Annotated in this window: 11 protein-coding genes and 1 pseudogene; 9 read left to right on the forward strand and 3 right to left on the reverse strand. The window is 71.3% G+C overall.

Going from position 1 to position 12,380, the window contains the following annotated elements; all coding sequences use genetic code 11:
- Positions 1 to 175 precede the first annotated feature (175 nt).
- From OG352_RS24545 to OG352_RS24565, 5 genes are all read left to right on the forward strand, one after another.
- Entirely contained in the window at positions 176 to 1,774 is a 1,599-nt protein-coding gene (locus tag OG352_RS24545; protein ID WP_329219818.1) for a hypothetical protein, read from the forward strand.
- A 69-nt stretch (positions 1,775 to 1,843) separates the two neighbouring features.
- Positions 1,844 to 2,782 (forward strand): ABC transporter ATP-binding protein, encoded by a 939-nt coding sequence (locus OG352_RS24550; protein WP_329219820.1) that lies wholly within the window; start codon positions 1,844 to 1,846, stop codon positions 2,780 to 2,782.
- Positions 2,779 to 3,618: an ABC transporter permease gene (locus OG352_RS24555; protein ID WP_329219821.1), complete on the forward strand. Its 840-nt coding sequence runs from the start codon at positions 2,779 to 2,781 to the stop codon at positions 3,616 to 3,618. The genes OG352_RS24550 and OG352_RS24555 overlap by 4 nt, the downstream gene beginning before the upstream one ends.
- 51 nt (positions 3,619 to 3,669) lie before the next feature.
- A complete protein-coding gene (locus OG352_RS24560) occupies positions 3,670 to 4,956 on the forward strand; it encodes a sensor histidine kinase (RefSeq protein ID WP_329219822.1) in 1,287 nt (428 codons plus the stop codon).
- Positions 4,953 to 5,621 carry a response regulator transcription factor gene (locus OG352_RS24565; protein ID WP_329219823.1) on the forward strand — a complete coding sequence of 223 codons (669 nt, stop codon included), beginning with the start codon at positions 4,953 to 4,955 and terminating at the stop codon, positions 5,619 to 5,621. Before OG352_RS24560 ends, OG352_RS24565 begins: the two co-directional genes overlap by 4 nt.
- Before the next feature lie 116 nt (positions 5,622 to 5,737).
- On the opposite strand, the gene OG352_RS24570 is transcribed toward OG352_RS24565, so the two are convergent.
- The gene (locus OG352_RS24570; protein ID WP_329219825.1) at positions 5,738 to 6,781 is read right to left on the reverse strand and encodes a sodium-dependent transporter; all 1,044 of its coding nucleotides are present in this window, start codon (positions 6,779 to 6,781) and stop codon (positions 5,738 to 5,740) included.
- A gap of 92 nt (positions 6,782 to 6,873) precedes the next feature.
- Here OG352_RS24570 and OG352_RS24575 point away from each other — a divergent pair, with 92 nt between their 5' ends.
- Positions 6,874 to 7,713, forward strand: coding sequence for a COG4705 family protein (locus tag OG352_RS24575; protein WP_329219826.1), 840 nt, complete (start codon positions 6,874 to 6,876; stop codon positions 7,711 to 7,713).
- Between the two features lie 151 nt (positions 7,714 to 7,864).
- A complete protein-coding gene (locus tag OG352_RS24580) occupies positions 7,865 to 8,794 on the forward strand; it encodes a COG4705 family protein (RefSeq protein ID WP_329219827.1) in 930 nt (309 codons plus the stop codon).
- A gap of 414 nt (positions 8,795 to 9,208) precedes the next feature.
- On the opposite strand, the gene tnpA is transcribed toward OG352_RS24580, so the two are convergent.
- Positions 9,209 to 9,637, reverse strand: a complete 429-nt coding sequence (gene tnpA, locus OG352_RS24585) for an IS200/IS605 family transposase (protein ID WP_329216173.1) — start codon at positions 9,635 to 9,637, stop codon at positions 9,209 to 9,211.
- A gap of 23 nt (positions 9,638 to 9,660) precedes the next feature.
- Between tnpA and OG352_RS24590 the strand changes: the two are divergent.
- A pseudogene (locus OG352_RS24590) lies at positions 9,661 to 10,194 on the forward strand (RNA-guided endonuclease TnpB family protein); the annotation flags it as partial.
- Positions 10,195 to 10,502: 308 nt separating this feature from the next.
- Positions 10,503 to 11,048, forward strand: a complete 546-nt coding sequence (locus OG352_RS24595; protein WP_443072327.1) for an AfsR/SARP family transcriptional regulator — start codon at positions 10,503 to 10,505, stop codon at positions 11,046 to 11,048.
- A gap of 139 nt (positions 11,049 to 11,187) precedes the next feature.
- On the opposite strand, the gene OG352_RS24600 is transcribed toward OG352_RS24595, so the two are convergent.
- Complete coding sequence (locus tag OG352_RS24600; RefSeq protein ID WP_329219828.1) at positions 11,188 to 12,189, reverse strand: 3-oxoacyl-ACP synthase; 1,002 nt, start codon at positions 12,187 to 12,189, stop codon at positions 11,188 to 11,190.
- Between the last annotated feature and the right edge of the window lie 191 nt (positions 12,190 to 12,380).

Here is a 12,380-nt window from a genome sequence, read left to right on the forward strand (position 1 = left end):
CCGATCAGCGGGCTGACGCGGCGAGCACCTCGCTCTCCGGCTCACCGGCGTTACGCCGTCCGGCTCTGCCCCGCAGGCCCCTGCCGACCATGACTGAAACCTTACAGCGGGTAGGGAAGCGCCGATCCGAGGCGTCAGCGTTGACCCTACGGTCCGTCGGAGTAAGGGGTCAGTGATGAGAGACAGCCCGCAAGCGACGGACAGCGCCTCGGTCGTCTCGACCGGCCCGCGCAGCCCCGACCCGCCGACACCTTTTCGCCTCGCCCCTCGATTCCGCGGCGAGGTGGCACTCGCGGTCGTGGCCGGCGCCTTCACTCTGGCCCAACTCCTTCTCGTACGACCGGTGTTGGGCCTCGGCTGGGACGAGTCGGTCTATGTCAGCCAGGTCGCCTCCCACGCCCCGGCCGCGTTCTTCAGTGCCCCGCGCGCCCGCGGCGTCCCGCTGCTGGTGACGCCGGTCGCCGCCTGGTCGTCGTCCACCGTGCTGCTGCGGATCTACCTGGCCGTCCTGTCCGGCTTCGCCCTCTTCCTCGCGCTCCGCGCCTGGCGGGGCGTCTTCCCCGCCCAGGTGCTCGCGACCGCGGGCGCCCTGTTCGCCACCCTGTGGGTGACGCTGTTCTACGGCCCGCAGGCCATGCCCAACTACTGGGTCGCCGTCGGCGCCCTGGCCGGCACGGGCTGCTTCCTGCGCGCCCAGGCGAACCGCTTCGACCGCGCGGCCCTGTGGGGCGTGGGCCTGAGCGCGGCCCTGATGGCCTTGACGCGCCCCACGGACGCGGTCTGGGCGACCCTGCCCCTGCTCGTCGTGCTGGTGTGTGTACGGCGGTGGCGGCCCGCGCTGATGGTGGCGCTGGTCGGCGGCCTCGCGGCCGGGGCGGCCGAGTGGGTGATCGAGGCGTACGTCTCCTACGGCGGCTTGGCGCAACGCCTGTCCGACGCGTCCCGCATCCAGGGTGGCCTCGGCTGGAACATCGCGGTCGGAGACCAACTGAGCGCCCTGGGCGGACGTACGCTGTGCCGCCCGTGCACCAGCGCCGCGCCCCCTGTCCTGGAGACCCTGTGGTGGTACGTCCTGCCGCTGCTCGCCGCCCTCGCGGCCGTGGTCGCGATCCGTGCCCGGCGGCCCGCGAGCACGCTGGTACCGCTGGCCTGCGCCGCCTCGGCGGCCTTCCCGTACCTCTTCATGATCGGCTACGCGGCACCCCGCTTCCTGCTGCCCGCCTACGCGCTGCTCGCCGTTCCGGTCGCCGATCTTCTGGCGCACCTGGTCCGGGCGCCCGGACGGATCCGTCGGCCGCTGACCGTGGCGCTGCTGACGCTCACTCTGGCCGGGCATCTGGCCGCGCAACTCGTGGTGCTGGCGGACACCGTGCGGCGCACCACCGCCGCCCACCGCGAGTGGGCCGCCGTCGCCGCCGGGCTGCGCCGGCTGGGGGTCCGTCCGCCTTGTCTGGTCACCGGGGAGAACTACGTCCCGATCGCCTACTACGCCGGTTGCGCGTCCGCGGCGACCGGAGGCCACGACGCCAGCACCACTGCGGCCGGCATCCGGCGGACCGCCCGACGGCAGCCCGCCGCCACTCTCGTGGCGCCGGGCGCCGACCCGCCGGGCTACGCCCGTTCCTGGACCCCGCACCAGGTGGCCGGCCTGCGCGTGTACATCGCACCCGCCCCGGCGGCGACGGACACGGACGGCGCCGCCGGTGGTCGCGTAGTACCGCGGTACCACGCCCACGGCGCGGTTCAGCCTCCCGGTACCACCGGATTGGGGTGATTCGGCACTTAACGTGGCGGGTGTGGCGTCGGAAGCGACGGACGCCAAAGCCCGACAGGGAGAACGCGAATGATCGACTCACGGCAGTTGACCAAGAGGTACGGCGAGAAGACGGCCGTCGACGGGCTGGACTTCGCCGTGAAGCCGGGAACGGTGACCGGCTTTCTGGGGCCCAACGGCGCGGGCAAGTCCACGACCATGCGCATGATCGTCGGCCTGGACGCCCCCACGAGCGGCTCCGTCACCGTGAACGGCCACCACTACGCCCGCCATCAGGCTCCGCTGCAGGAGGTCGGCGCGCTCCTGGAGGCGAAGTCGATCCACCCGGGCCGCTCGGCGTACAACCACCTCAGAGCCCTCGCGCTGACCCACGGGATTCCGGCCCGCCGGGTCGACGAGGTCATCGGCCTCGCCGGACTGGGCGGCGTGGCGAAGAAGCGGGCCGGCGCCTTCTCCCTCGGGATGGGCCAGCGGCTGGGCATCGCGGCGGCCCTGCTGGGCGACCCGCAGACGGTGATGCTGGACGAGCCGGTCAACGGGCTGGACCCGGAGGGTGTGCTCTGGATCCGCAACCTGCTCAAGGGGCTCGCCGACGAGGGCCGCACGGTCTTCGTGTCCTCGCACCTGATGAGCGAGATGGCCCTGGTGGCGGACCACCTGATCGTCGTGGGACGCGGGCGGCTGCTCGCCGACACCACCGTGGCGGACCTGATCCGCGAGGCGGGCGGGGACACGGTGCAGGTGGCGACGCAGGACCCGGCGCGGCTGCGGGACGTGCTGGCGGGGCCGGGCGTCGACGTCACCGGCCGGATCGGCTCCGAGGAACTGCGGGTGACCGGGCTGACCGCCCGCGAGATCGGACTGAAGGCCGCCGAGCACGGGATCGCGCTGTTCGAGCTGAGCGCGCGGACGGTGTCGCTGGAGGAGGCGTTCATGGACCTGACCAGGGATGCCGTGGAGTACCACGGCTCCACGACCGCGGCCGAGACCCTTGGGAGGCCCGCATGAGCACCCTCACCGCAACCGCCGAGGAACCCCGGATCACGCCCGCCCGCCCCGTCTACCGGGTGACCGGACGGCGCGTGCTGTCCTCGGAGTGGGCCAAACTGTGGTCCCTGCGCTCGACCTGGATCACGCTGGGCCTCGGCCTGTTGTTCCTGGTCGCCTTCGGGCTGATCGCCTCGAGCCGCTACCGGTCCGGCATCGGCTCCGGTCACATGGACCGGGACTTCGCCCGGTCGACAGCGGTGAGCCTGTCCCTGTTCGGCACGAACTTCGCCCAGCTGGCCCTGGGCGTGCTCGGCGTGCTGGTCACGGCGGGCGAGTACTCGACCGGCATGATCCGTTCCACGCTCGCGGCCGTACCGCGCCGGCTGCCCGTGCTGTGGTCCAAGGCGGCCGTGTTCGGGCTGGTCGCGCTGGTGGTCGGCACTCTCGGCGCGTTCGTCGCCTTCGGCTTCGGCAGCGGCATCGTCTCCGGCACGCCCGCCGCGATGAGCCTGACGCACGCCGGAGCCGTACGAAGCCTGCTGGGCGCCGGCCTCTACCTCGGCCTCGTCGGGGTGATCGGCACCGCCCTGGGCGCGCTGCTGCGCTCGGTGGCCGGCGGGATCTCGGTGCTGGTGGCCACCCTGATGCTGATCCCGGGACTGGTCTCCCTGCTGCCGAGCTCCTGGCAGGACGACATCAGCCCCTACCTGCCGTCCAACGCGGGGGAGGCGATGTTCGCCCTGACCCACGACGCCACGACGCTGGCGCCGGGCGCCGGGCTGCTGGTCTTCCTCAGCTGGACGGCGCTGGCGCTGGGCGGCGCGGCGTACCGGCTCGCGCGCAGCGACGTCTGACACCTGCACCGTGGAGACGTCTGACACCTGCACCATGGACAGGTGACGCCCGTGACCACCGATGACCTCAGCGGGATGGGACCGCTGGTCGCCCGGCTCTCCCGGGGCGGCCGGCGGTTGCGGCAGGCCGACCGGACACACCCGTGGGTGCTGGACACCGCGGTCGTCGTCCTGGTCTTCCTGTTGTTCTGCCTGCCCGACCTCCTCCACGGCGGGATGGGCGACGGCGACGGCGACGGCCCGCGCAGGTTCCGCCTGGCCTTCACCCAGCTGCCCGTCGCGGGAATGCTGGCCTTCCAGGCCGGACTGGTGCTGCCGTTGCTGTGGCGGCGGCGCAGACCCCTCGTGGCGTTCGCCGCCATCACGGCGGTGTTCGTCCTCCAGTGGTCCCTGGGCGCTGCGCTGCGCGCGGACGTCGCCCTGTTCATCGCCCTGTACAGCCTGGCCCTGCACGGGTGGCTGCGGCAGCTGCCGTGGGCCTGCGCGGCCATGGCGGCCGCCATGGTGCTGGTCGCCGTACGGGTGTCGTCGGCGGTGTCCGTCTGGGACGCGCTGTTCTTCCTGCTGAGCACGGCGACCGCGGCGCTCGCGCTCGGCCTGATGGTACGGATCCGGCGGGCTCAGCTCGCCGGACTGCGGGACCGGGCCACCCGGCTGGAGATCGAGCGCGACCAGCGCAGCAGGCTGGCCACGGCCACCGAACGCACCCGGGTCGCCCGCGAGATGCACGACATCGTCGGCCACAACCTGTCCGTCATCATCACCCTCGCCGATGCCGGCGCCTACGCCACCGACACCGCTCCCGAACGCGGCAAGGAGGCCCTCCAGCTCATCGGCGACACCGGCCGGCAGGCCCTCGGCGAACTGCGGCGCGTGCTCGGCGTGCTGCGCGACGCCGGGGGCGGTCCACCCGGCGGGCCCGAACTCAGCCCACAGCCCGGCATCCCGGACGTCGAAGCGTTGTGCGCCAAGGTGCGCGCCGCCGGACTGGAGGTCGTCTACCGGACCTCCGGCGATGTGGACGCCCTGGACGGCGGCGTGCAACTGACGGCGTATCGCATCGTCCAGGAAGCCCTCACCAACACCCTGAAGCACACCGACACCGACACCAGGGTGCACGTGGCGATCCTCTTCGCGGACGACCGGCTGAACATCCAGGTCCAGGACACCGGCCCGGCCGCACCGGCCGGACCGCCTAACGAGGAAGGACATGGTCTGGTGGGCATGCGGGAGAGAGCGGCTCTGTACGGCGGAACCGTCAGCGCGGGGCCGACGGGCGGCGGAGGATGGAGCGTCGGGGCCGTCCTCGACCTCACGCCCCAGGGCGGTGCCCGGTGACCACCGTGCTCATCGTGGACGACCAGCCGCTGCAACGCTACGGCTTCCACCTGCTCCTGGACTCCGTCCCCGAGACCGACGTCGTCGGTGAGGCCGCCCACGGCGCCGAGGCCGTCCGCAAGGCCGCCGAACTGCGCCCGGACGTCGTTCTGATGGACGTCCGCATGCCCGGCATGGACGGCATCGAGGCCACCCGCCGCATCGTCGCCGCCGGCGGCCGCTCGAGCGTCCTCGTGCTCACCACCTTCGACCTCGACGAGTACGTCCACGCCGCCATCCGCGCCGGAGCCAGCGGCTTCCTCCTCAAGGACGCGCGCCCCGAAGAGCTCCTCGCCGGCATCCGCGCCGTCGCCGTGGGAGACGCCGTCATCGCGCCCGCCCTCACCCGCCGCCTCCTGGACGAGTTCGGCCGCTACGTCCCCGCTCACCGCGCAGGCACCGCCGAGGACCCGGGACTGCGCTCCCTCACCGACCGCGAACGCGAGATCCTCGTCGCCGTCGGCAAGGGCTGGACCAACGGCGAGATCGCCACCCGGTTCGTCCTGTCCGAGTCCACCGTCAAGACCCACGTCGGCCGCGTCCTGGCCAAGATCGGCGCCCGCGACCGCGTCCAGGCCGTGATCTTCGCCTACGACCACGGCCTCGCCCGGCCCGGCGTGGACTGAACCGATGAGCGGCAGCCTCTCCCCGACCGGCAGCGGTCCTGCCACGTTCACTCTGCTCGTCCCCGTCCCCGTACGGCAGGAGGAGGCCGGCCCGGCGGGCGGCGGCTGAGCATCGTTCAGGGGCCTGCTGTGGGGGCGGGGTCGCGCCGGAGGCGGGTGACGATGCGGCTCGCGGCGGTCTTCTGCAGTAGCCCGTAGGCGAGGACCGGCAGCAGCAGGTGCGGTTTGTCGGGCAGGGAAGCGGTGATCAGGACCGCGCTCGCGCTGCTGTTGTTCATGCCGCAGGCGAGCGTGAGCGACGAGGCGGTACCCGCCTCCAGCCGCAGAACGCGGGCGGCGGCCCGGCCGAGGGCGAAGGAGAGCAGGCAGACCAGCGCGGCCACGGCCAGGGCCGCGGCGAACAGCAGCGGGCGGGGCCGGGCCAGGACGGAGCCGAGGGCGCCGCTTGCGTTGACGTAGGTCAGCAGCAGTGAGCCGGCCAGGGCCAAGGGCGTCACCGTCAGTTGAAGGCGGTGCAGCGGGCGCGCGGGCAGGACGAGCGCGCCAAGCAGGCCCGCCGCACAGGGAAGGACCACGGCGGTGAGGGCGAATCCGCCCTCGGCCAGCCGGCCGGTGGCGGCGAGGGTGTGCGCGTAGCCGCCGCTGAGCAGCGGCGACAGCGTCGCCATCAGCAAGGGGGTGGTGAGCGGGCTGAGGAGGGTGGAGGCCAGGACGAGGCCCACCATCGTCGGCTGGTCGCCGTCGCCCTTGTCGGTCCATACGGTGGCCCCGGCGGCGACGGGCATCGCCACGACGAGGATCATCGCGGTGAGCAGTCCGCTGCCCCCGTCGGTGTCGGGGGTGCGCCGCAGCAGGAACGCGACGAACGGGACGACCGCCAGCGGGATCACCAGGTGCAGCACGAGCCCGGCGAGCAGCGCCTTCGGGTGCCGCAGCAGGCGGCCCAGCGCGCGGACGGGTACCTGGAGCCCGGCCGAGAACAGCACCAGGGACAGCAGGACCGGTGCGGCGTGCAGGGCCAGGTGCGTCGGCGGTAGTGGTAAGGCATGGGGGCGGCGCAGCCACAGGCCGGGTCCGGGCATGAGCAGGGCGAGGGCGTAGGCGAGGACGACGGCGCGGCCGAGCCGGTGCCGCAGCCAGGACGCGGCGCGGGTGTGCATCGGCCCATCGTGATCAGGCCGGACCCGGCGGGCCGGGAAAGCCACGCGGCAGTCAGGATGCGTTCAGGCAACCGCTGGCAGTGTCCCGCCCCATGACCTACGAACTCTCCGAGACACCAGAAGCCGAACCGGGTACGAGCGCCTCCGCCCGCCCTTCCCACCGCCTGCACTGGAACAAGGTCCCCGAAGTCACCGCCTACTTCTGGATCATCAAGGTGCTGTGCACGACGGTCGGCGAGACAGCGGCGGACCTGCTCAACGAGAAAGCCGGTCTGGGCCTGGCCGGTGTGTCGGTCCTGATGAGCGCGCTGCTCGCGGTCGTTCTCGTCGTGCAGTTCCGTACCACCGCCTACCGCGCGGGCGTCTACTGGCTGGCTGTCGCCCTCGTCAGCGTCGTCGGCACGCTGATCAGCGACAACCTCACCGACAACATGGGCGTACCGCTGGAGACGACCACCACGGTCTTCGCGCTCCTCCTCGCGGTCGTCTTCGTCGTCTGGTACCGGCGTGAGCGGACCCTGTCGATCCACAGCATCGAAACCACCAGCCGTGAGTCGTTCTACTGGCTAGCCGTACTGTTCACGTTCGCCCTCGGCACCGCGGCCGGCGACCTGGTCTCCGAGCGCATGGACCTCGGCTACTGGCTCGCGGCCATCCTGTTCGCCCTGGCCATCGGCGCCGTCGCGGTCGCGCACTTCGCGCTGGGCCTGGACGCGGTGTGGAGCTTCTGGATCGCCTACGTCCTCACCCGCCCGCTGGGCGCCTCGATCGGCGACTACCTCTCCCAGCCGACCGGCGACGGCGGCCTCGGCTTCGGCACTGTCATCACCAGCGGGCTCTTCCTGGCCGTCATCCTCGGGCTGGTGGTGTACCTGGCCGTGACCCGCAAGGACGTCGCGGACCCCGGGCGCGTGACGCGGCAGGCGGCCTGAACGGTTCCGAAGACGTTCAGGAAGCGTTCAGGCGATCACCGACAAGGTCGGACACCACGGTCGGCCTCGCGGTCGACCCGTGTGTCGCAGGGCGCCCGTCGCGCGGAGACGGGTCCCCTTTCACACCCCCCACGAACAGGAGTGTCCGACCATGGAGAACCCCGAAGTCCTCACCGACTTAGACGTTGCCGCCCGGCAGCAACGAGCCGCGACCACGGCCAGGTCGGTGATGAAGAAACTGCCCGAGGTCACCCTCGCCTTCTGGATCATGAAAGTCGCGGCGACGACCCTGGGCGAGACGGCCGGCGACCTCTTCGCCCAGACCCTGAAGCTCGGCTACTTCCTCACCACGATCGCCCTGTTCCTGCTCTTCGTGGTGACCCTGGTCGTTCAGCTACGCTCCCGCCGCTACAACCCGTTCTTCTACTGGACGGTCATCCTGTCGACCAGCATGGCCGGTACCACGATGTCCGACTTCATGAACCGCGACGCCAGCACCAAGTACCTCTCGAGCGGCGCCACTTCGCTGGGCTGGGGACCCCAGGGCCTCGGCCTCGGATACCCGACGGGCGCGGCGATCCTGATCTCGATCCTGGTCGTCATCTTCGCCGTCTGGAAGCTGACCGGGATGACGTTCGTCATCCGCGACATCGTCAGCTTCCGCGGCGAGGTGCTGTTCTGGTCGGCGATCCTCGTCTCCAACACCCTCGGCACCTCGATGGGCGACTTCCTGTCCGACAGTTCAGGCCTCGGCTACGCGGGCGGGGCGGCGCTGGTGACCGGTGTCCTGCTGGTGCTGGTGGCCCTGATGAGGGCGCCCGTCGTGCCGAACGTGCTGCTCTTCTGGATCGCCTTCGTGCTGACCCGCCCGCTCGGCGCGACAGCCGGTGACTTCCTGACCAAGCCGGTCGCGAAGGGCGGTCTCGACCTCGGTACGGCGGGTTCCTCGGCCGTGCTGTTGGCCGTACTGGTCGGTCTGACGGGTTACGCCCACGCTCAGGAGCGCCGCAGCCTCGCTCCGTCTGCGGCCCTGCCTCCGGAGACGGGCGAGTACGACCAGGCCACCGAACGGGCCGACTGAGCGCGAACCCCGCCACGCTCGTCCGGCAGGCGCGGGAGAGCGTCCTGCGCCCACCTCGGCGCCTGACCGCTTCAGCGTGTCGAGAGAGGATGCGCCTGCCGGATTCGTCCGGCGAGGATGAGAGCGCCACCGGGAGGTGGGCCGGTGTTCAGGAGGCCATGTCCGGCCTGCCAGGCACGCGACACGCCCGGGAGGAATTCGTGAGGCACGCCCGCAACACGTCTGCCACGCCCGAACCGTCGGACGGACCTGCCCGAGGGCTTTCGGCGTGGCGGTTCGTGTTGGTGTTCGGGGGCGTCAGTCTGCTGATGGACTTCGTCTACCTCTGATCTTGCGCAGTGCTCCGTCCTTTAGGGCGGAGGTGAGGCACGGAGGCGCGAAGCGCCGGAGTTCTCTGCGTCTGCGTGGTGAGGGTCAGGTGGGTCGCTGCTGGTTCTCGATGTACTGGCGGACGACGGTGAGCGGTGCGCCGCCGCATGATCCGGCGAAGTAGGAGCCGGACCAGAAGTGTCCGCCCCACAGGTACCGGCGGACATGCGCGTCGTACTCCTGGCGGAGTCGGCGCGAGCTGACGCCCTTGAGGGAGTTGACCAGCTTGGAGAGCTGGACTTTGGGCGGGTAGTGCACGAGCAGGTGGATGTGGTCCTGTTCGCCGTTGAACTGTTTCAGCTCGGCCTCGAAGTCGTCGCAGACCTCCCGCATGATCTCTTCGGTGCGGGTAAGCATGGCGTCGGTGAACGCCTTCCGCCGGTACTTCGTGACAAAAACCAAGTGAACGTGCAGGTTGTAGACAACATGGCGACCGGTTCTGACATCGGGATTAGGGTTCCAGCGCGGTGACATAAACCAATGCTAAACTCCCGGCTGTGAATCACGACACCCTGGTCAAGCGGCAGTTCGGGCACCGTGCCCGGCTTGCGCTGTCGCCTGCCGAGGTGCTGAAGACAGACGACCAGGCGCACGCCGCCCGCACGATGTGGAACTGTCTGCACGCGTGGTGGCAGATGATGCCGAAGGAGAAGCGGACGCTCGGACACGCGGACGCCGCGATCCGGCAAGCCCGTCAGGACATCGACTTCCTGGCAGTCCTCCCCGCCCAGGCCGCGCAAGCGGTCCTCAAGACGTACTTCCAGGCGTGGAAGAACTGCTGGGAAGGGCGGGCGGACGCACCGAACTTCAAGGGCCGGTTCCGGTCGGTGATGTCGGTGGACATCCCGCAGGGCCGTGACCTCAACATCGTCCGCGTGCACCGACGCTGGGGCATGGCCAACATTCCCAAGGTGGGCCGGGTCCGCTTCCGCTGGACCAAAGACCTGCCGGTGGGCAAGCACGCAGGCGCACAGAACCGGATCACCGGGGCCCGGCTGGTCAAGGACGCGCTCGGATGGCACATCGGGTGGTCACGGGGGCGGGCGAGGCCGCCGCTCTCGGACTGCGTCTGGCTTCGGGACCACTGGCCGACCGCAGCCGCCGCTTCTGGGCGTGGACCATCGCCGGATACGTGCTGACCGCGGCCACCGTCCCGATGCTCGGTCTGACCGGCGTGCTGTGGGTGGCCAGCACCCTGGTGATCGCGGAACGCGTCGGCAAGGCCGTGCGCTAACTCGACAGGTGCTCGACTTCGCCGAACCGCTTCAGCGTGGCCAGGGCCTTGCGGATCTTCTGAAGCGACACGTCGCTGGTCGCGATCGACCTGACGGAGTACGAGATGCTGGCCGAGGCCGGCAACGCGGCGGTCCAGCGCGGCGACTTCGTGCAGGGATCCGACCTGCTCCACCAGGCCGTGGCGCTGTGGCGCGGGCCCGCACTCGTCAACGTGGAGGCCGGCGAGCTGCTCGGTGCCCGGATCGTCCATCTGGACGAGTCCCTGCTGTGCACGCTGGAGCACCGGATCTACGCCGATCTCCAGCGCGGCGCGCACCACACGCTGGTGCCGGAGCTCACCGAGCTCACCGCCCGCCACCCGCTGCACGAGAACTTCCACCGGCACCTGATGCTCGCGCTGTACCGATGCGGCCGGCGGGCGGAGTCGCTCGCCGTCATGCGGCGGCTGCGCGCCCGTCTGGTGGAGGAACTGGGCCTGGAGCCCTCGCCGTTCCTGGTCCAGACGGAGCAGGACATTCTGCGCGGCGAGTCGTCCCTGGACCGGCCGCGGTCCGGTCCTGCGGACCGGGGCCGGGTATGCCAGCCGGAGCAGAGGACGGTGCGCGGCGCGGTCCACCGCCGGACGCCGACCATGCAGCCGATCGGCTGAGCCGACCGGCCCGTGGCCTTACGGGACACGCGGGTCCGCGGTCCACATCGGCCCGCGGACCCGTCCCACGGGTGGGACGGCGCTCGGTGTCAGCCTCCGCTCACCAGCAGGCACGACCAGGTGAACCCGGCGCCGGCGCTCACCACCAGCGCGTACTCGCCGGGTCCCAGCATCCGCCGGGTGCGCAGGTCCGCCAGGCTGGCCGCGGTGTCACCGGCGCCCAGAGCCCGGTGTCGGCGCCGGGCCGCAGCAGCTCCGCCCCGGTGAGCTTCGCCAGCAGCGGGGCGTACGCCAGGTCGATGGTCCGGCGGCCGAGCCGCGGTGCCACCACGTAGCGCAGCGGCTGATCGCCCGTGGCCGCCATGCCGGCGTCCGCAAGACACGACTCCAACGCCGACCGCAGCGCCGCGGCACTCGCCTCGGTGAACGCCTCCATACCCTCCGCCCGCAGGAACGCCTTCTTGGTGCGGCGGATGTCGACCCGCGGCCCGAGGGAGCGGGCGGCGGGGCTGAACGGGTCGTCCCCGCGGTGCATCCGCTCCAGCCGCGGCGCGGCCACCGTGGAGACGGAGTGCAGCACCAGGTCGGCCGGCCTGCCTCCCTCGTCGCCCTCGCTGTCCGGAAGGTGGTGCAGGACGAGAGCGGTGGCCCCGTCGCCGTACGCGATGCCGTAGTCCCCGCCCCAGCGGTTGAAGCCCGGATCCAGGAAGGCGTCGGAGGTGGTGACCAGGGCGTGGCCGAGACCGGGCTCGACGAAGAGCCGGGCGGCCGCCAGCTCCACGGCCGCCGCACCGCCGTTGCACACCTGCTGGACGCCGACGGGCACGGCGCCGTCGGCGCCCAGCCGGTCGGCGATGAAGTGTGCGGGGGACCACAGGTCGTGGCCCTGGTAGTGGATCCAGGCGTGCAGGACCAAGCCCACGGCACGGGCGTCCACACCGGCCGCAGCAAGCGCGCCACGGCCCGCCTCGACCGCCATCTCGGGCGGTGCGAGGTCGGCCACCGGGAGGTGGTCGTAGCCCAGTTCGCCGACGGTCTCGAGGTCGACCAGATCCAGTGCGACGGCCTCCTGCGCGCTCTGCCGCCCGGCGGGCAGCCAGAGAGAGGGGCCCGAGATGCCCAACGGGCGGGGGAGTCGCATCACTCGCCCCCGAGGGCCACGCTCTTCGTGGCGACGCCACCGGCTGCTACGACCTTGCACTTCTTGACCACGGGATGTCCTCTGCTCACGGGGAACGGATCCGCAGCCACGTGTATCAGAGCATTGTCACTGGTACGAGGCCTGTCTTGAGTTCCTGAGCTGGCCTTTCGCTGGTCTTCAGTCGTTCTCTT

Origin of the sequence: Streptomyces sp. NBC_01485 (genome assembly GCF_036227125.1) — a bacterium.
Classification (GTDB): domain Bacteria; phylum Actinomycetota; class Actinomycetes; order Streptomycetales; family Streptomycetaceae; genus Streptomyces.